At 73.0% G+C, this 17,605-nt stretch carries 17 protein-coding genes and 1 pseudogene; 13 read left to right on the forward strand and 5 right to left on the reverse strand.

Annotated features, from left to right (window positions below; translation table 11 throughout):
- Positions 1–173: 173 nt before the first annotated feature.
- The 5 genes and pseudogenes from IH26_RS0150175 to IH26_RS0150195 all read left to right on the forward strand — a co-directional run bounded on the left by IH26_RS0150175 (position 174) and on the right by IH26_RS0150195 (position 3,862).
- Positions 174–392: a hypothetical protein gene (locus IH26_RS0150175; protein ID WP_030443413.1), complete on the forward strand. Its 219-nt coding sequence runs from the start codon at positions 174–176 to the stop codon at positions 390–392.
- Between the two features lie 22 nt (positions 393–414).
- Positions 415–1,671: a M48 family metallopeptidase gene (locus tag IH26_RS0150180; RefSeq protein ID WP_030443414.1), complete on the forward strand. Its 1,257-nt coding sequence runs from the start codon at positions 415–417 to the stop codon at positions 1,669–1,671.
- A 76-nt stretch (positions 1,672–1,747) separates the two neighbouring features.
- On the forward strand, positions 1,748–2,875 hold the full coding sequence (locus IH26_RS0150185) for a glycosyltransferase family 4 protein (RefSeq protein WP_030443415.1): 1,128 nt from the start codon (positions 1,748–1,750) through the stop codon (positions 2,873–2,875).
- Between the two features lie 373 nt (positions 2,876–3,248).
- A pseudogene (locus tag IH26_RS59135) lies at positions 3,249–3,509 on the forward strand (ABC transporter ATP-binding protein); the annotation flags it as partial.
- A 41-nt stretch (positions 3,510–3,550) separates the two neighbouring features.
- The gene (locus IH26_RS0150195) at positions 3,551–3,862 is read left to right on the forward strand and encodes a hypothetical protein (protein WP_030443417.1); all 312 of its coding nucleotides are present in this window, start codon (positions 3,551–3,553) and stop codon (positions 3,860–3,862) included.
- A 148-nt stretch (positions 3,863–4,010) separates the two neighbouring features.
- Here IH26_RS0150195 and IH26_RS0150200 read toward each other — a convergent pair whose 3' ends face one another.
- Complete coding sequence (locus IH26_RS0150200) at positions 4,011–5,240, reverse strand: MFS transporter (RefSeq protein WP_030443418.1); 1,230 nt, start codon at positions 5,238–5,240, stop codon at positions 4,011–4,013.
- A 66-nt stretch (positions 5,241–5,306) separates the two neighbouring features.
- Here IH26_RS0150200 and IH26_RS0150205 point away from each other — a divergent pair, with 66 nt between their 5' ends.
- Positions 5,307–5,816 (forward strand): MarR family winged helix-turn-helix transcriptional regulator, encoded by a 510-nt coding sequence (locus IH26_RS0150205; protein ID WP_030443419.1) that lies wholly within the window; start codon positions 5,307–5,309, stop codon positions 5,814–5,816.
- 2 nt (positions 5,817–5,818) lie between these two features.
- Here the strand turns inward: IH26_RS0150205 and IH26_RS0150210 are convergent, their stop codons facing one another.
- Positions 5,819–6,487 (reverse strand): response regulator transcription factor, encoded by a 669-nt coding sequence (locus IH26_RS0150210; protein ID WP_020512124.1) that lies wholly within the window; start codon positions 6,485–6,487, stop codon positions 5,819–5,821.
- A gap of 7 nt (positions 6,488–6,494) precedes the next feature.
- Positions 6,495–8,183: a sensor histidine kinase gene (locus IH26_RS0150215; RefSeq protein ID WP_051809991.1), complete on the reverse strand. Its 1,689-nt coding sequence runs from the start codon at positions 8,181–8,183 to the stop codon at positions 6,495–6,497.
- A gap of 81 nt (positions 8,184–8,264) precedes the next feature.
- On the opposite strand from IH26_RS0150215, the gene IH26_RS0150220 reads away from it, so the two are divergent.
- From IH26_RS0150220 to IH26_RS0150245, 6 genes are all read left to right on the forward strand, one after another.
- Positions 8,265–8,717, forward strand: coding sequence for an SRPBCC family protein (locus IH26_RS0150220; RefSeq protein WP_030443421.1), 453 nt, complete (start codon positions 8,265–8,267; stop codon positions 8,715–8,717).
- 14 nt (positions 8,718–8,731) lie between these two features.
- On the forward strand, positions 8,732–10,489 hold the full coding sequence (locus IH26_RS56875; RefSeq protein WP_030443422.1) for a hypothetical protein: 1,758 nt from the start codon (positions 8,732–8,734) through the stop codon (positions 10,487–10,489).
- A 28-nt stretch (positions 10,490–10,517) separates the two neighbouring features.
- A complete protein-coding gene (locus tag IH26_RS0150230; RefSeq protein WP_030443423.1) occupies positions 10,518–11,468 on the forward strand; it encodes an ROK family glucokinase in 951 nt (316 codons plus the stop codon).
- Positions 11,469–11,519: 51 nt separating this feature from the next.
- Positions 11,520–12,167, forward strand: coding sequence for an endonuclease/exonuclease/phosphatase family protein (locus IH26_RS0150235; protein WP_030443424.1), 648 nt, complete (start codon positions 11,520–11,522; stop codon positions 12,165–12,167).
- Between the two features lie 85 nt (positions 12,168–12,252).
- The gene (locus tag IH26_RS0150240; RefSeq protein WP_030443425.1) at positions 12,253–13,608 is read left to right on the forward strand and encodes a flavin-containing monooxygenase; all 1,356 of its coding nucleotides are present in this window, start codon (positions 12,253–12,255) and stop codon (positions 13,606–13,608) included.
- A complete protein-coding gene (locus tag IH26_RS0150245; protein ID WP_030443426.1) occupies positions 13,605–14,366 on the forward strand; it encodes an alpha/beta hydrolase in 762 nt (253 codons plus the stop codon). The genes IH26_RS0150240 and IH26_RS0150245 overlap by 4 nt, the downstream gene beginning before the upstream one ends.
- Before the next feature lie 7 nt (positions 14,367–14,373).
- On the opposite strand, the gene IH26_RS0150250 is transcribed toward IH26_RS0150245, so the two are convergent.
- Together IH26_RS0150250 and IH26_RS0150255 are read right to left on the reverse strand one after the other, a co-directional pair.
- The gene (locus IH26_RS0150250) at positions 14,374–15,819 is read right to left on the reverse strand and encodes an alpha,alpha-trehalose-phosphate synthase (UDP-forming) (RefSeq protein WP_051809993.1); all 1,446 of its coding nucleotides are present in this window, start codon (positions 15,817–15,819) and stop codon (positions 14,374–14,376) included.
- A 76-nt stretch (positions 15,820–15,895) separates the two neighbouring features.
- Complete coding sequence (locus IH26_RS0150255; RefSeq protein WP_030443428.1) at positions 15,896–16,678, reverse strand: hypothetical protein; 783 nt, start codon at positions 16,676–16,678, stop codon at positions 15,896–15,898.
- Positions 16,679–16,797: 119 nt separating this feature from the next.
- On the opposite strand from IH26_RS0150255, the gene IH26_RS0150260 reads away from it, so the two are divergent.
- A complete protein-coding gene (locus IH26_RS0150260) occupies positions 16,798–17,517 on the forward strand; it encodes a lysophospholipid acyltransferase family protein (protein ID WP_030443429.1) in 720 nt (239 codons plus the stop codon).
- Positions 17,518–17,605 lie beyond the last annotated feature (88 nt).

Genomic DNA, 17,605 nt, shown 5'->3' on the forward strand with positions numbered 1-17,605 from the left:
ATGCCATCATCGCTCTGGCCATGCTCAGCCTCGGCGGTCACCGACCCGAACTACCCGACCGATGACCGACAACCCACCCACACATCGATCACAAGAGCCGTTTTTGTCGTACCCCTCGCCTAGCGTGACGGTCACCGATGGTGGTCGGAGGGCCACCCGGGTGAGGAGGAGTGATGATCGTCGACTGCGGTCGCTGCGCCGGGCAGTCCGACGCGTGCCGGGGTTGCCTGGTCAGCGCGCTGCTGGACACCCCCGACGGGATAGCCGACCTGACCCCCGGGGAGCTGCGGGCCATCGAGACGTTCGAGCTGGCGGGCTTCGACGTGGAGATTCTGGAGACGCCCGAGCCGCCGGTCGTGGTGCCCATGTTCCCGCGCCGTCACGTGGCGTGATCTCTCTAAAATGTGGTGGATGATGACGTCGCGGGCCTGGGCCGTCGGCACCCTCGTTGTGTTGGTCGTGGTGCTCGCCGTCTTCGCCGCCCTGGCTATTCCGTGGCATCGCCCGCCCGCGCCCCGGGCCGACCAGGTGGCCGCGCTCGGCTCGCTGCCGGCCGACAAGGTCGCCCGCGCCCGGCAGTTCCACGCGGCGCTGCGCCCGGGGTCGTATGGGTCGATGGCGATCGGCCTGGTCGTCGCCCTGCTGCTCGGGCTCACCCCGCTCGGCGCCTGGATCGTCACCCAGGCCGGCCGCCCGTTCGGCGGCAACTGGGGCGCCCAGGCGCTGCTCGGCGGCCTCGCCGTGGTGCTGGTGGCCGAGGTGATCACGCTGCCGTTCGCCGCCTGGCGGCACGTCATCGTGGTCCGCTACGGCATCTCCACCCAGTCCTGGGGCGCCTGGACGGTCGACCTGCTCAAGTCGTGGGCGGTCGGCGCGGTGATCGGCGGGGTGGCGCTGCTCGGCTTCTACGCGATCACCCACTTCGCGCCGCGGTGGTGGTGGGCGTTCGGGGCGGTCGGCGCGGCCGGGCTCGTGGTGCTGCTCTCGTTCGTGCTGCCGGTGCTGGTCGAGCCGGTGTTCAACAAGTTCACCCCGATGCCGGCGGGTCCGCTGCGCAGCGAGCTGATCGCGCTCGCCGACCGGGACGGGGTGCCCGTGCGCGACGTGCTGGTGGCCGACGCGTCCCGGCGGACCAGGGCGGTCAACGCGTACGTGTCCGGGCTGGGCCCGACCCGGCGCATCGTCGTCTACGACACCATGCTCACCGAGGCCACGCCGGATGAGGTCGTCTCGGTGGTGGCGCACGAGTTGGGCCACGCCAAGGACAACGACGTGCTGATCGGCACGGTGCTCGGCGCGCTCGGCACGGCGCTCGCGGTGATCGGGCTGTTCCTGCTCGGCTCCTGGTCGAGCCTGCTGAGGCTGGCGAATGTCGAGTCCATCGGCTCGCCGCGGGCCATCGGCCTGATGCTGGCCGTGGTCACGCTGGTCGGGCTGGTGGCGGGGCCGGCCCAGGCGTATGTGTCCCGTCGCATCGAGGCGCGGGCCGATGCGCACGCGCTGAGGCTGACCGGCGACCCGGCCACCTTCGAGGCGATGCAGCGCCGCCTCGGCACGGTCAACCTGTCCGACCCCGACCCGCCGGCCTGGGAGTACGCGATCTCCGCCTCGCACCCGTCCACGGTGGAGCGGATGGCCGCCGCCCGCGCCTACGCCCGGGGCGAGCGCTGATGCGCCGCGCCGGTGCCGCCGTCTCGGGGCGAGCGCTGGTGCGCCGCGCCCGCGTCCACGCCGGGGGTGCGCGCTGATGCGGCGCACGCTGCTGGTCACCAACGACTTTCCGCCGCGGCCGGGCGGCATCCAGCAGTTCGTGCACAACCTCGCCGTGCGGCAGCCGGCCGGGTCGCTCGTGGTCTACGCGTCGACCTGGAAGGGCGCCGGGAAGTTCGACGCCGAGCAGCCGTTCGAGGTGGTGCGCGAGCCGACCGGGGTGCTGCTGCCCACGCCCGCGGTGGCCCGGCGGGCCGCGGCGCTGGCCCGGGAGCACGGCTGCGACCGGGTCTGGTTCGGCGCGGCCGCCCCGCTCGGGCTGCTCGCCGACGGGCTGCGGCGCAACGCCGGGGTGACCCGCGCGGTCGCCCTCACCCACGGGCACGAGATCGGCTGGGCCGCCCTGCCCGGCGCCCGGCAGCTGCTGCGGCGCATCGCCCGGGGCAACGACGTGGTGACGTACCTGGGGGAGTACCAGCGCACCCGGCTCGACCGCGCGCTGCACGGGCTCACCGACCTGGAACGGCTCGCGCCCGGCGTCGACGTGGAGGCGTTCCACCCCGGCGTGGACGGCTCGGCGGTCCGCGCGAAGTACGGCCTCACCGACCGGCCGGTGGTCGTCTGCGTGTCCCGGCTGGTGCCGCGCAAGGGGCAGGACATGCTGATCCGGGCGCTGCCCGCGGTCCGGCGCCGGGTGCCCGACGCCGCGTTGCTGCTGGTGAGCGGCGGGCCGTACCGGCCGAAGCTGGAACGCCTGGCCCGCGAGCAGGGCGTCGAGTCCGATGTGGTCTTCACCGGGTCGGTGCCGTGGGCCGAGCTGCCGGCGCACTATGCGGCCGGCGACGTCTATGCGATGCCGTGCCGCACCCGGGCGGCCGGGCTCGACGTGGAGGGGCTGGGCATCGTCTACCTGGAGGCGTCGGCCATCGGGCTGCCGGTCGTCGGCGGCGACTCGGGCGGCGCGCCCGACGCGGTGCGCGAGGGCGAGACCGGCTTCGTGGTCGGCGGCCGCGACGTCGAGGCGCTGGCCGCCCGGCTGACCGAGCTGCTCGCCGACCCGGCCAAGGCGAAAGCGATGGGCGCCGCCGGCCGGGCCTGGGTCGAACGGGAGTGGCGCTGGGAGAAACAGTCGGCCCGGTTGAGCCGCCTGCTCGGGGACGAGTGACGGAACCTGACTGACGCGCTCGGCGGGGCGGCGTAGGAAGGGCGGAGAGACCCCCGAAACGGAGCCTCCGATGCCGGAGCGTCCCCAGCCCCCGAGGAAGCCGGTCCCCAAGAAGCCCGTCCCCAAGAAGATGGCCAGCAAGACTTCGAAGAGGGCGAGCTGGGCGTGGCGGAGATCCGGTACGGGCCGGACGGCCCTCCCGTACTGGTTGACCAGCACCGAGGAAGCGGCCAACACCTCGTTCGGGACGATGGTGCGCCGGCTGCCCAAACTGCTCGGCGAGGCGTGGCTGCTCGCCTGGCGGGCCGACCCGTTCACCACCGCGAGCGTCGCCGTGCTGCAGATCGCCGGGGGCGCCGCGAGCGCGCTCGGCCTGCTGATCTGCGACGAACCGACGGCGAACCTCGACGCCCGGGCCGAGCACGACGTCTACCAGCGGCTGCGGGAACTGGTGGCCGGCCGTACGGTCGTACTGATCACCCATCGGATGGCGAGCGTGCGCGACGCCGACCGGATCTACGTGCTGGACCACGGCGCGATCGTCGAGGAGGGCGACCACGCGTCGCTGATGGCGGCCGGCGGGATCTATGCCCAGCTGTTCACCCTGCAGGCCAGCGCATATCAATCGGCGTGAGTCCGGCCGGCCCGGCAACTTTCCCGTGGCAGAGTCGCCTCATGGACCCGCTGGGTGTGGCCGTCATCGTCGCCGTTCTGCTCGTCGCCACGACGATCGGGTTGTGGCGGCACCGCACGGACGGCATCACCCACGACGAGTGCGTCGCCCGCCGCTGCGTCGCCCGCCGCTGCGTCGCCCGCCGCTGCGTCGCCCGCCGCTGCGTCGCCCGCCGCTGCGTCGCCCGCCGCTGCGCCGCCCGCCGCTGCGCCGCCCGCCGCTGCGCCGCCCGCCCCTGCGCCCGCCGCCGACTCCGGCGCTGCGCCGCCCGCCGTGCCTGCAGCCGCCGCCGACTCCGGTCCCGCGCTGCCTGAGGGCAGCGGCTTGGCTGGGGGCCTCACCCTGGCCGCTGGCCCCGCGCTCGACGCCGGCTCCCCGCCGGCTGCGGGCCTTTCACCGGATAAATCGGATATGTCGTCTGGCGGGGCGGGTGAAGGTGAGGAGCCGGCCGGGCCGTTCCCGTCAGACGGCCGCGGACTCGAGTAGCTCCGGCGGGGTGTGCGCCGGAGCAGTGGCCGCCGCCCGGGTCAGGTTGCGTACGCTCGGGATCAGCAACTGCGACAAGGCCGACGCCAGCAGGATCGCGGCGCACACGGTCAGGACCGGGCTCACCCCGAACCGGCCGGACAGCGGGCCGGCCAGCGCGTTGCCGATCGGCATGGCGATGAACGAGGTCAGCGTGTCCCAGGAGGCGACCCGGCCGAGGGCGGCCCGCGGCACCCGATCCTGGATGGCCGTCTCCCACGCGACGTCGAAGAAGATCAGCCCGGCCCAGCCGACGACCGCGCCCGCCAGCACCGCTATGAGGGTGGCCGGCCACACGTACGCCAAAGCCCAGATCGGCATCAGCATCAGCGTGAGCCAACCCGCCCGCAGCAACCGGCGGGGTTTGTAGCGCAACGCGACCGCCGCGCCGATCACCCCGCCCAGGCCCTCGGCGGCGGCGATGAAGCCGGCCGCGGAGGCGCCACCCAGCCGCCGCACGGCGATGACCTGCACCAGCACCAGGATCACGCCGTTCGCGATGTGGTAGACGGCGGCGCCGAACAGGCCGCCGACCAGCCAGTCGCGGCTGCTGATCTCGCGCCAGCCGGCCCGCAGTTCGTGCCACATCGGCGAGCGCGGGCCGCGGCTGGCCTCGGCGCGCAGCAGCAGGCAGGCGGCCATCGAGGCGAGGAAGCTGGCCGCGTTCACCGCGAAGCCGGCCGGGGCGCCGAACGCGGCGACCGCCAGGCCGCCGAGCGCGGGGCCGGCCACCGAACTGCCGGTCTGCAGCATGCTCAGCGCGGCGTTCGCCGACTGCAGGCGGTCGGCGGGCACCAGCAGCGGGCGCAGCGCGGTCATCGCCGGGTTGAAGAAGCTGCCGGCCCCGGAGGAGATCGCGGCCAGCGCGCAGAGCAGCGGCAGGTGGTAGCCGCCGCCGGCGAACATCACCGCCATCCCGGCCGCGGCGAGCAGGCGGACCAGGTCGGAGACGGCCATGACGCGCCGCGGCTGGAGGCGGTCGGCCCAGACGCCGCCGAACAGCGAGCAGACGAGCAGCGCCGCGACCGAGCAGGCCATCACGATGCCGAGGTCGCCGGCGCCGCCGCCGGCCCGGACGACCGCGACGGCAAGGGCGACGTTCTGGAAGCCGTTGCCGATCCAGGACAGCGTCTGGCCGCCGGCGAGCAGGCGGAAGTCGGAGATCATGCGACGTAGAATAGTTAGAGGTCGAACTATTAGCAACCTGAATATCGGGCGTGGAACAATGGCGGCATGACGGAGGAGCGGGACGCGGTGGACACGCACGTGGCGCGGTGGGCGGCGTTCTGGAAGGACGACCCGCGGTTCGCGCCGGAGATCGAGGGCGCGCTGGTCCGGATGTACGACATCCAGAAGTGGGCACGCCGGGCCGACGCGGCCGCCTTCGCCGGCAACGAGGACTTCACCTTGGAGGACTACAAGACGCTGCACGCGCTGATGGTGCAGCCGTACCCGACCGAGGCGACCCCGGCTCAGCTCGCCGACGCCGCCCACGTGACCCGGGCGGCGATGACCAGCCGCCTCGACCGGCTGGTCGCGGCCGGCCTGGTGACCCGCGAGGTCGACCCGACCGACCGGCGGCGGGTGCTGGTGCGGCCCACGGCCAAGGGTCGGGAGGCCTGGGACAAGCACATCTTCGAGGGCATGGAGCGCGACCGGCAGCTGCTGAGCGCCCTCACCCACGACGAGTTGGTGCAGCTCAATGGACTGCTACGAAAGGTCGTACGCTCCCTGGAAAGCTAGGGCTAGAACTTGGGGGCGTCCGGCGCCTCGAGCAGGCCCAGTCGCAGGGCGGTCATCAGCGCCTGCGCCCGGTTGGCCGCGCCCAGCTTCTCGTACAGCTTCGAGATGTGGGTCTTGGCGGTGGACTCCGAGACGAACAGCTGCTTGGCGATCCCGGCGACGCTCATGCCGTCGGCCAGCAGGCGCAGCACCTGGCCCTCGCGCGGGGAGAGCTGCGGGCCCGAGGGGGCGAGCCGGCGCTTCATCGCCTCGGCGAGGTCGGCCGCGGTGAACGCGCTGGGCGCCGAGGCGGCGTGCCGGGCGGCGGCGACGACCTCGTCGGCGGGCGCGGTCTTGGGCACGAAGGCGCTCGCCCCGGCCTCGAGGGCGCCGAACAGCTGGTCGTCGCCCGCGTACATGGTGAGGACCACGATGCCCATGTTGGCGTTGTTCTTCCGCAGCGCCTTGGTGGCCTCGAGGCCGCTGCCGTCGGGCAGCCGCAGATCCATGATCACAACGTCGGGCTGGAGGGCGCCCGCCTGGCGCACCGCCTCGGCCGCCGTGGCCGCCTCACCGACGACCTCGAACTGCCGGTCGCGCTCGAATGCGTGTCGCAGCCCCTTACGAATCAGGTCGTGATCGTCGACAAGGAGAACCTTGGTGCGCGTGGTCGGCGCAGGACTGGTCGACATGCCTGGGTTACTCCCCTTCTGGAGCGGAAACGCTATCCCGCACGCTATCGCGCTTCCCCGGCGATCCGAGCACTACGGCTACGGTTGTCCCGCTGGGGTGTCGCGGCGTGATTTTCAGTCGGCCCCGGATCCGTTCCGCACGCTCGGCCATGATGGTCAAGCCGTAACGACCGTCCGGGCGGTCGTCGGCGAAGCCCTTGCCGTCGTCGGAGACCTCGATCTCCGCGTACGGCGGGTCCACGGTGCAGGTAACCCACAGATTAGAGGCTCCGGCGTGCTTGCGCGCGTTCGTGATCGCCTCCTGCGCGATGCGCAGAAGTTCGGCCTCGGTGGCGGCGGGCAGCCGGGCGGTGGACTCGTCGAAGGTGAAGTGCACCCGCAGGCCCGCCGAGGTGCCCAGGGTGCGCGCGTACTCGGCGATCGCGGCGGCCAGGCCGCCGTTGCGGTCCACCTCGGAGCGCAGCTCGAACAGGCTCAGCCGCAGCTCGGTGATGACCCGGGTGACCTCGTTGCGCAGGGTGCGCAGCTCCTCGGCCGTCTCCTCGGCGCCCTCGGGCAGGGTGGCCTGCGCGTTGTCGATGCCGTAGCCGACCATCACCAGCTCCTGCGCGACGCCGTCGTGGATCTCGCGGGCCAGGCGCTGACGCTCCTCATTGGTGGCCAGCGAGCGCACGTCGTCGAAGAGCAGGGCGGCCTCGAGCCGGATGGCGGCCGGCTCGGTCACCCCGGTGACATCGAAAACCACAGATGAAGGGTACGCGTTGGCCACATCCGCCTCGAGGATCACGAGCCCGATCGTCCGTACGCCCGCGACCAGCGGTACGACCAGCGACGAGACCTCGCCCCGGCGGCTCGACCGGCCCTGCGAGCGGTTGGCCACCTGCGGTTGCTGGGTGGCCCAGGCGTCGGCGATCGCCGAGTCGGAGTCGAGCGTCGTCTCCCAGTCGACCCGGTCGGCGCCGGTCTGGGCGAGCACCACCAGCCGCCCGCCGCCGCTGGTCGACAGCACGGCGGCGCGATCGGCGACGGCGACGATGCGCAGCTCCTCGAGCAGGTGCTCGGAGATGCCGCCCGGGTCCAGAGTGGCCCCCGGCAGCGAACGGGCGACGCTGCGCAGCTGGGTGAGCAGGCGGGTGGCCTCCGCGTACGGCTGCGGGGTGGGCTCGGGCGGCTGCATGAGCTGGCGCATGGCGTCGGCCGCGAAGGTGACGATCGCGCCGAGCACCAGCCACTGGCCGCAGGCGGCCAGGAAGCCGGGCTGGGTGATCGGGCTGACCTCGCCGATCAGCACGCCGCCGGCCACCATCGCGACGGCGGCGATGCCGAGCAGCGCGGCACCCTCGGTCGAGCGCCGGCGCAGCGCGGCCGACAGGAGCGGCACCACCAGATAGGGCAGCACCGCCCAGGCGCCGAAGCCGGCCGGCAGCGTGCCGGTGTGACCGGCGGCGGCGGCGACCGAGCCGGCTGCCAGCCCGACGATCGCGACCTCGGCGAACCGGCCCAGCGGTGCGAGCACCCGATGCTCCGGCGCTCCGAACGCGGGCAGCGCGGCGACCAGCAGCAGGGCGATCCAGCGCAGCTGCGCGGGATCCCGGGTGACGATCAGGGTGAGGGCCGCGATCAGCACCAGCATGATGACGCGCGCGGTCACCGCGAGCGGCTGGACGCGCGTGGAGACACTGGCAAGCACCGGCACCTGACGGATGGTAGTCGCCGCTGCAAGACGGGGCTCGGCCCGGTCATCGGGAATGTCGTACGGACGCGGTAGCCTCCGTGCATGGCGGATACCTCGACGCAGTCGATCCAGGTTCATGCGCCCGTCGACCGCGTGGCGGCGGTCATCTGCGATTTCCCGCGCTACCCCGAGTGGGTCGACGCGCTGAAGCAGATCGAGGTCCTCGAGGAGTACGAGGACGGCTACGCCGCGCGTGTCCGATTCCTGATCGACGCCGCCGTGATGGCCGACGATTACACCCTCGAGTATGCGTATGCCGACGACCTGACCCGCATCGAGTGGCATCTGGTCGAGCCGTCCAAGACGCAGAAGTCCCAGGAGGGCTCCTACGATCTGGCCGACAACGGCGACGGCACCACCACGGTGACGTACACGCTCGAGGTCGAGCTCTCCATCGGCATGCTCGGCATGTTCCGCCGCAAGGCCGAAAAGATCATCATGGATACGGCGTTGAAGCAGCTCAAGCGCCGGGTCGAGAGCCTTCTGGCGAGCTAGGCGGGGTGGGTTCGATGCCGGGTACGGCGCGGGACGAGGCGGAACGGCTGGTCGCCGCCGTGCTGGCGGTGGCCGACACGGCGGGGTTGGGCGGCCTCGCCCAATCGGTGCGCGACGCGGTCATCCGTGTCGCCGGCGGCGACCACCAGCCCTCGACCACGTCCGAGCCCAATCCCGCCGCCGCCGAGCCCCAGCCCGCCGCCGCCGAGCCCGTCGCTGCGCAGCCCGCGCCCGCCGCTGCGGAGCGCGAGCCCGCCGCCGAGCCCGCCGCAGCCGAGCCCGCCGCAGCCGAGCCCGCCGCAGCCGAGCCCGCCGCAGCCGAGCCCAAGCCCGCCGCCGAGCCTGTCGCTGCGCAGCCCAATCCCGCCGCCGAGCCTGTCGCCGCCGAGCCCCAGCCCGCCGCCGCGCAGCCCAATCCCGCCGGCGCGCAGCCCAATCCCGCCGCCGAGCCTGTCGCTGCGCAGCCCAATCCCGCCGCCGCGCAGCCCAATCCCGCCGGCGCGTGGCCCAAGCCCGCCGCCGCGGAGCGCGACCCTGCCGCCGCGGAGTCGAGGCCGGCCGCGGGGAGTGCGCACAAGCCGGGTGGCCGGTGGGCGACCGGAAGTGCGGAGTGCTGCGTGTGCCCGGTGTGTCAGGCGATCGCGGCGGCGCGCAATCCGAGCCCCGCGACGATGGTGCGGATGGCGAGCAGCGCGGGCGATCTCGCCACCGGGCTCGCGGGGGTCATGCGCGGGCTTTCCGGCCTGGCCGGCGACCGGTCGAAGCGGAGGGCCTCGCCCGCCCGTCGCCCGGCACCGACGCCGTCGCCCGACGAGGCCTGGTCGACCGCGACGCGCCGGGCGGACACATCCGGCGAGTCCCCGGCAAAACCGGAGAACCGCTCGGACGACCCCTGGGCGGCAGCGTCCGCGGCCGACGCGGCAGCGCCCGAGGTGGATCGCCCGGTTGACTCGCGGGCCCCAGCGGCGGCCGAGACGGATCGCCCGGCTGACCCGTCGACCGCAGCGGCGGCCGAGGCGGGCCGCCCGGCTGACTCGCGGACCGCGGCGGCGGCCGAGGCGGGCCGCCCGGCTGACCCGTGGACCGCGGCGGCGGCCGAGGCGGAGCGCTCGGCTGACCCGTGGGCGGCAGCGTCCGCGGCTGACGCGGCGACGGCCGAGGAGGAGCGGGCGGCCGCGCGACGGGCGGCGGCCGAGCGGGCGCGTGCCGCGGCGGACGCGGCGGCCCGGCGCGTCGCGGAGGCAGCGGCGGCGGCCCAGGCGGCGAAGGCACGCGCCGCAGCGCGGGCCGGGGACGCGCCCGGGGGCTCCGAGACCAGCGGCAGGGGCGCCGAGACCAGTGGCAGGGGCGCCGAGACCGCTGGCGCGGGCGCCGAGACGGGTGGCGCGGGCGCCGAGACCAGCGGTGCGGGCGCCGAGACCGCTGGCGCGGGCGCCCAGACCGACGGTGGGGGCGCTAAGACCGACGGTGGGGGCGCTAAGACCGACGGTGGGGGCGCTGAGACCGGTGGCAGGGGTGCCCAGACCGTCCGTGGGGGTGCTCAGACCGACGGCGTGGGCGGCGAGACCGGCGGTGGGCGGTCCAGCCGTACCCCTCGAAGGTTTGATGTCTGGGCCGCGGCCACCGCGGAAGCGGGTGTTGCCGACCTGGCGCGGCCCGCGGCGGTGGATCATGATGGCCTGGATCATGATGGCGCTGAGAATGATGGCGTCGAGAATGATGGTCCGAGCGACGCGGAGCGCGACGATGCGACCGGCGACGGCACGGTGTGAGCTGAGCAGGTAAGCAGAAGGAGACAGCGTGACGCTGACCATCGGAGTCGACGTCGGCGGCACCAAGGTGGCCGGTGGGGTGGTGGACGAGCACGGCACCGTGCTGGCGTCGAACCGCCGCGACACACCCGCCGAGGACCCGGCCGGCACCCGCGACACCATCGTCGAGGTGGCCGCCGAGCTGGCCCGGGAGTTCCCGCAGGCCACCGCGATCGGCATCGGCGCGGCCGCGTGGATCGACGCGCCCGGCGCCACCGTCCTCTTCGCGCCCAACCTGGCCTGGCGGGACGAGCCGCTGCGCGACTACGTCGCCAAGGCGGTCGGCCTGCCCACCGTGCTGGAGAACGACGCCAACGTCGCCGCCTGGGCCGAGTTCCGGTTCGGGGTTGCCCGGCACGCCGACGACTCGATGGTCCTGATCACCGTGGGCACCGGCATCGGCGGCGGCATCGTGCTCAACGGCAAGCTCTGGCGCGGCGCGAACGGCATCGCCGGCGAGCTCGGCCACCTCCAGTCGGTGCCCGACGGGCACCCCTGCGGCTGCGGCCGGCTCGGCTGCCTCGAGCAGTACGCGAGCGGCAACGCCCTGGTCCGGTTCGCCCGGGCCGGCGCGCGGCAGGAACCCGAGCGCGCTGCCCACCTGCTCGAGCTGGCCGGCGGCGACCCGCTGGCGATCTCCGGCCGGCAGATCACCGAGGCGGCGCGGGACGGCGACGGCGTGGCCCGGGACGCGTTCGCGCAGATCGGCTACTGGCTCGGCGTCGCCATGGCCGACCTCGCGCAGGCCCTCGACCCGCAGATCCTGGTGGTCGGCGGCGGCGTGGTCGACGCGGGCGAGCTGCTGATGACGCCGACCCGGACGACGTACCGGGATCAGCTCAAGCAACGTGGCCGGTTCCCGGTCGCCGATGTGGTGGCCGCCGAGACCGGCAGCGCGGCCGGTGTGGTCGGCGCGGCCGACCTGGCCCGGCGGATCTGAGTAAAGCCAGGCGAGAGAGGGACAACGGTGTCCGGGGTGCCGCTGCGGGTGATGAGCTACAACGTCCACGGCCTGGCCGACGACCGAGCGGCCCTGGTCGAGCTGGTCCGCGAGCTCGCCCCGGACGTGCTGGTCGTGCAGGAGGCGCCGCGCCGGTTCCGCTGGCGGCACAAGTGCGCGGCGCTCGCCGACGACGCCGGCCTGGTGGTGGCCGCCGGCGGGCTGCCGGCGCTGGGCAATCTGGTGCTGGTGAGCCTGCGGGTCAAGGTGCACGAGACGTGGTGCCTGCGGTTCCCGCTGACCCCGGGCCGGCATCTGCGCGGCGCCGCGTTCGTGCGTGGCTCGGTGCGCGGCGGCCGGTTCACCGTCTCGGGGTCGCACCTGGCCACCGACCCGGCCGAGCGACCCGCCCAGGCGGCGCTCTGGAAGGACGCGCTGGAGGCGATCGAGGGCCCGGTGATCGCGGCCGGCGACCTGAACGAGGGGCCTGGCGGCGGCGCGTGGCGGACGGTCGAGGACGGGCTGGTCTCGTCGGCGGCCGGGCGGTTCACCTATCCGGCGACGCTGCCCGCGCGGCTCATCGACGGCCTGTTCGTGACCCCGGACATCACCATCGAGAAGTACGAGGTGGTGGAGAGCGATCTGGCCCGCCGAGCCAGTGATCATCTTCCTGTCGTGGCGGATCTGACTCTTCCGTGAAGATCGGCCTTTGGTCTGGTCACGGGTGGCGGGTGGGGCGGTCGGATGGCTTCCGCATAGCGCCAGGTTCTGGCAGGATCCCCGCGTGCACGACACTCCGGACATCGCCGACCGTCGGGACGCGGTGTGCGTCATCGGCGCCGGCGCCAGCGGTCTCGCCGCGATCAAGAACTTGCGCGAGCACGGCTTCGCCGTCGACTGCTACGAGCGCGAGACCTCGGTCGGCGGCGCGTGGAACTGGCGGCACGACCGCAGCCCGGTGTATGCGGCCACCCACCTGATCTCGTCCCGCCCGCTGGCCGAGTTCCCGGACTTCCCGATGCCGGACAGCTGGCCCGACTACCCGCACCACAGCCAACTGCTGTCCTATCTGGAGCGGTACGCGAAGCACTTCGGGCTGGCCGACGCCATTTGGTTCGGCACCGAGGTGGTGTCCTGCGTCCCGGTCGGCGACGGCCGGTGGGACGTGACCACCCAGTCGACCGGCGGCGGCTCGTCCCGCGTGCAGCGCTACGCCGCCGTGGTCGCCGCGAACGGGCACAACTGGGCGCCGGCCAAGCCCGAGATCCCGGGCGCGGATACTCCGGGAGCTCTGCGCGGCACGGTCATCCACTCGGCGCAGTACAAGGACCCGGCCCAGCTGCGCAACCGCAAGGTGCTGGTGATCGGCGGCGGCAACACCGGCTGCGATCTCGCGGTCGAGGCCGCCCAGCAGGCCACCACCGTCTGGCACTCGACCCGGCGTGGCTACTGGTACGCCCCCAAGTACGTCCTCGGCCGCCCGGCCGACCAGGTCAACGAGCGGCTGCGCCAATGGCGGCTGCCGTTGCGCCTCCGGCAGTGGCTGTACCGGCGCACGCTGGCCCTGACCACCGGGGACCTGACCCGGTTCGGGATGCCGGCGCCCGATCACCGGCCGTACGAAAGCCATCCGGTCGTGAATTCGCAGCTGCCGTACTACCTGGGCCACGGCCGGATCAAGCCGGTGCCGGACGTGACCCGCTACGCCGACGGCAAGGTCGAGCTGGCCGACGGCCGTCGCATCGACCCCGACCTGGTGATCACCGCGACCGGGTACCTGCCGCGCTTCGAGTTCCTCGACCCCGACCTGCTCGACTCCGATCCGGACGGCCGCCCCGACCTGCACCTGCACGCCTTCGCCCGCAAGCACCCGACGCTCGCCGTGGTCGGCCTGCTGCAGCCGGACTCCGGGCTGCTGCCGCTCGCCCACTGGCAGAGCGTGGCGGTGGCCCGCTGGCTGCGGCTGCGCCGGGAGGATCCGGTACGCGCCGCCGCGGTGCAGCAGAAGGAGTCGGCCCGTCCGGTCCGCAGCTGGGCGCGCCGCCACGTGCCGGGCCGCCGGCACTGGTTCGAGGTCGATCACGTCGACTACCTCAAGGCCGTGGACGGTCTGCTGCACGAGATGGAGCCGGCCAAGTGAGCGATCGGCTGCTGCGTTTCGACGACTGGACCTCGCCGGTGCCGCCGGTGGAGCGCGAGGTCGTGTCCCGCCTGGTCGAGGGCGAGGGCGACCAGCCGCCGTTGCTGTTCGTCTGCGGGCCGCGCCATGGCGCCTGGGCGTTCGCCGAGCGATGGCTGGGGCACGCGGCACAGCGCGGTTTTCCGGCGTACGCGCTGACCCCGCGCGACCGAGGCGACTTGCGCGCCCACGTCCACGACGTCGTCCAGGTGGCCGCCTCGCTGCCGAAGCAGGCGGTGCTGATCGGCCACGGCGAGGGCGCGACCGTGGTGGCGCGGGCCCTCGGCCGTTATCCGGCCCGGGCCGCCGTGCTGGCCGCGCCGGCGCCGAGCCGTTGGGCTTCTTTCAAGACCAATCCGGTGGGTACGCTGCCCGCGCTCTTCGCCGGAAAGTGGCGGTTCAACCGCCGTCAGCTGTTCAGCACCGCGCTCCCGGCCGACGAGGCGGACGCCTACCTCGAACGCATGTCGTTCGCGCCTCGCCTGACAAATCCGAAAAGTCGGGCAACGCCGGTGGGTAATCCGCCGCTGCTCGTCGTCGGATCGCCCGACGATCGGATCGTGCCGCGCAAGTCGCTCGATGAGACCGCCGCGCGTTACGGCGGCGCGCCGCTGCTCTTCCCCGGCATGGGCCACGACCTGATGCTGGACGCCGGCTGGGCCGAGCCGATCGACGCGGTCCTCGACTGGCTGACCAAGGAGCTCTCCGCGACGCGATGAGGTCGCCCTATCGGTGGCGATCGCTGTACGCGGCGACCCGCTGGCGAGGCAGCGTCCGGGCCAGCCGGCCGGTGTGGTCGAGGGCGGTCAGGTACGCCCGGGCCCAGGCGTGGATGTCGTGGTAGGTGATGTGCGCGCGCATCGCCGACATCCGCCGGGCCAGATCCGCCGGCTTGGCGTCCAGCGCCCGCAGCAGCGTCTCCTTGAGCCCGTCCAGGTCGTGCGGGTTGACCAGGAACGCGTCCTCGAGCTCCGCGGCCGCCCCGGCGAACTCGCTGAGCACCAGCGCGCCCGCGTCGTCGCTGCGGGCCGCCACGAACTCCTTCGCCACCAGGTTCATCCCGTCCCGCAGTGGGGTCACCACCATGACGTCCGCGGTCTGGTAGAGCGCGGCCAGGTCGGCCCGGTCGAACGGCTGGTTGAGGTAGTGGATGGCCGGCTCGCCGACCCGGCCGTACTCGCCGTTGATCCGGCCGACCTCGCCCTCGATCCGGTCCTTCAGCCCGCGGTAGCTCTCCACCCGTTCCCGGCTCGGCACTGCCACCTGCACCATCACCGTGTCGCGGACCTTCAGCCGGCCGTCGCGCAGCAGTTCGTTGTACGCGGTGAGCCGGTGCTCGATGCCCTTGGTGTAGTCCAGCCGATCGACCGAGAGCAACACCTTCTTGTGTACGCCGAGGTCGTGCCGCAGCTTGGCGACCTGATTGCGGACGTACGGCCGGGCGGAGAGCGACTCCATCTCGGCCACGTCGATCGACACCGGGAACGCGCCGGTCCGCACCACGCGGCCGTCGACCCGGATGCTGTGCGCGGTGTACTCCGCGTCCAGGAGCTTGACGGCGAGCTGGGCGAGGTTGTGCGCGGCCTGCTCCCGCTGGAAGCCGACCAGGTCGGCGCCGAGCATCCCGCGCAGCAGCTCGACCCGGCGGGGCAGCTGCATGAACAGCTCCGGCGGCGGGAACGGCACGTGCATGAAGAAGCCGATCAGCACATCCGGCCGCAGCTCGCGCAGCAGCTGGGGGACGAGCTGGAGGTGGTAATCCTGCACCCAGACCGCGGCGCCCGGCTCGGCCACCTCGGCGGCGGCCTCGGCGAAGCGATGGTTCACCGCGCGGTACGTCTCCCACCAGCCCCGGTCGAACACCGGCTGCTCGACGGCGTCGTGGTAGAGCGGCCACAGTGTCGAGTTGGCGAAGCCCTCGTAGTAGCCGCGCAGCTCCTCCTCGGTGAGCGCGATCGGGCGCAGCCGCAGGGTGCCGATGTCGGGCAGGATGGGCGCGCCGCCGACGCCGCCGCCCCAGCCGACCCACGTCGCCGGGGTGCCCTCGAGGATCGCGTGCAACGCGCTGGCCAGGCCGCCCGGGCTGCGCCGCCATTCGCAGGCGCCATCGGGAGCGGCATTGTCGTCGAGCGGGAGACGGTTGGCGACCACGACCAACGAGCTCTGGCGCATCACCGAAGGTTACCGGAAGCCACCAGTGCGCTACACCGACAGTGGTCAATTCGACAAGACGGGCACTAAACGATCACTAAACGACCGCTCCGTCGTCGAAATCGTCCTCGTCGTCGTCACCGGACCGTAGCCGCCAGACCAGCATCACCGCGCCGGAGACGATGGCGGCGAAGCCCAGCATGATCACGGCGTTCCGGTCGATCGGGAGCAGCCCGGGGAAGAGGAACAGCACGAAGCCGACCACCACGCCGAGCAGGCCGATCACCGCGTACTTGGAGATGTGCGGCAGCGGCGGGGGAGGCGGCGGGATGAACCTGTCCTCGTCCTCGTCGTCCTCGTCGAGATCCGCGCCGAAGGCGTCGAAGCTCTCCAGCACGGTCGGCTCGGCCGGCTGGTCGGTGCGCCGCCGGTTGTGCTGGACCGGCTCGCTCGGGGCGGGCGGCGGCTCGGGCGCGGCCGGCAGGTCTTCCGAGGCGGGCCAGGGCGTGGCGGTCGGGTCGACCGTGGTGTGGAAGCCGGCCACGATCTTCGCCCACTCGGCCTCGATGTCGGGCTCTCGTGTCGGGTCCGGCGGCGGGGTGGGCGGCTGGCCGCCGGTCTCCTTGAGCAGGTGCGCCCGGGCGGCCTCGAGATAGGTGCGGTCCACATACAGCCGGTCGGTCGGGCGGGCCGGGAGCGTGGTGGCCCGGAGGATCGGATTCAGATCCGCCGTGGGCTGGAGATACGCCGCGATGCCGACCGCCTGCAGCACGTCGAGCAGGTGCTCGCCGACGCGCGGATCCACGTCGCCGGCCACGGCGAAGTCGGCCGCGTCCAGCCCGTTGTCCCGCCTGCCGCGGCGGGCGCCACCCGCTGTCACCCTGCACACTCCCTCGCCGACCGTGCCTTGAATGGTGACACGCCGAGCACCGGTTGCGGGAGTGCGTTGTGGCGCGCCGTCCCCCTTCGTACGCTTCCTGATGCGACGAAAGGAACCCCTTGTTCTACTGGCTGCTGAAATACGTTTTCCTTGGCCCGCTGCTCCGGTTGATCTTCCGTCCGGACGTGCGCGGCCTGGAAAACGTGCCGGAGGACGGTTCGGTGATCCTGGCCTGCAACCACCTTTCCTTCTCCGACTCGATCTTCACACCCCTGATGGTCCGGCGGAGGGTGACGTTCGTCGCCAAAGCGGAGTACTTCACCGGCAAGGGGATCAAGGGCCGGCTGATGCGGCAGTTCTTCCTCGCGACCGGGACGATCCCGGTGGACCGTTCGGGCGGGAAGGCCGCCCAGGCGGCGCTGGACACCCTGCTGCGCGTCCTGCGCGAGGGCGGCATCGCGGGCATCTACCCGGAGGGCACCCGCTCGCCGGACGGCCGGCTCTACCGCGGCAAGACCGGCGTGGCCCGGCTGGCGCTGGAGAGCGGCGCCAAGGTGGTGCCGGTCGCGCTGCTCAACACCGACGAGATCCAGCCCACTGGCACGCTCATCCCCAAAATCAAGCGCGTACGGATGCGGTTCGGGCCGGCACTGGACTTCTCGCGATACCACAGCTCGCGCGGTGACCGCTTCGTCGAACGAGCGATCACCGACGAGATCATGTACGAGCTGATGGTGCTCTCCGGCCGCCCGTACGTGGACGTCTACGCCAGCAAACTGAAAACCACGGTGGAAGCTCCCGGCGCGAAGGTTCCGCTTCCTTCCCCCGTACGAGACTGACAACCGTCCCCGGCAAGGCGCCTCTTGCCGCCGTGGGTCACCCTCCGCGAGCGCCCGTCCTCGATCTTGAAGCCGTTCCGTTCGCGGC

Source organism: Actinoplanes subtropicus (genome assembly GCF_000721705.1).
In the GTDB taxonomy this organism is placed as follows: domain Bacteria; phylum Actinomycetota; class Actinomycetes; order Mycobacteriales; family Micromonosporaceae; genus Actinoplanes; species Actinoplanes subtropicus.

Coding starts and splice junctions, on each gene's coding strand:
- IH26_RS0150175 (WP_030443413.1), top strand. CDS start 174: ATGATCGTCGACTGCGGTCGCTGCGCCGGGCAGTCCGACGCGTGCCGG.
- IH26_RS0150180 (WP_030443414.1), top strand. CDS start 415: ATGACGTCGCGGGCCTGGGCCGTCGGCACCCTCGTTGTGTTGGTCGTG.
- IH26_RS0150185 (WP_030443415.1), top strand. CDS start 1,748: ATGCGGCGCACGCTGCTGGTCACCAACGACTTTCCGCCGCGGCCGGGC.
- IH26_RS0150195 (WP_030443417.1), top strand. CDS start 3,551: ATGGACCCGCTGGGTGTGGCCGTCATCGTCGCCGTTCTGCTCGTCGCC.
- IH26_RS0150200 (WP_030443418.1), bottom strand. CDS start 5,240: ATGATCTCCGACTTCCGCCTGCTCGCCGGCGGCCAGACGCTGTCCTGG.
- IH26_RS0150205 (WP_030443419.1), top strand. CDS start 5,307: ATGACGGAGGAGCGGGACGCGGTGGACACGCACGTGGCGCGGTGGGCG.
- IH26_RS0150210 (WP_020512124.1), bottom strand. CDS start 6,487: ATGTCGACCAGTCCTGCGCCGACCACGCGCACCAAGGTTCTCCTTGTC.
- IH26_RS0150220 (WP_030443421.1), top strand. CDS start 8,265: ATGGCGGATACCTCGACGCAGTCGATCCAGGTTCATGCGCCCGTCGAC.
- IH26_RS56875 (WP_030443422.1), top strand. CDS start 8,732: ATGCCGGGTACGGCGCGGGACGAGGCGGAACGGCTGGTCGCCGCCGTG.
- IH26_RS0150235 (WP_030443424.1), top strand. CDS start 11,520: ATGAGCTACAACGTCCACGGCCTGGCCGACGACCGAGCGGCCCTGGTC.
- IH26_RS0150250 (WP_051809993.1), bottom strand. CDS start 15,819: ATGCGCCAGAGCTCGTTGGTCGTGGTCGCCAACCGTCTCCCGCTCGAC.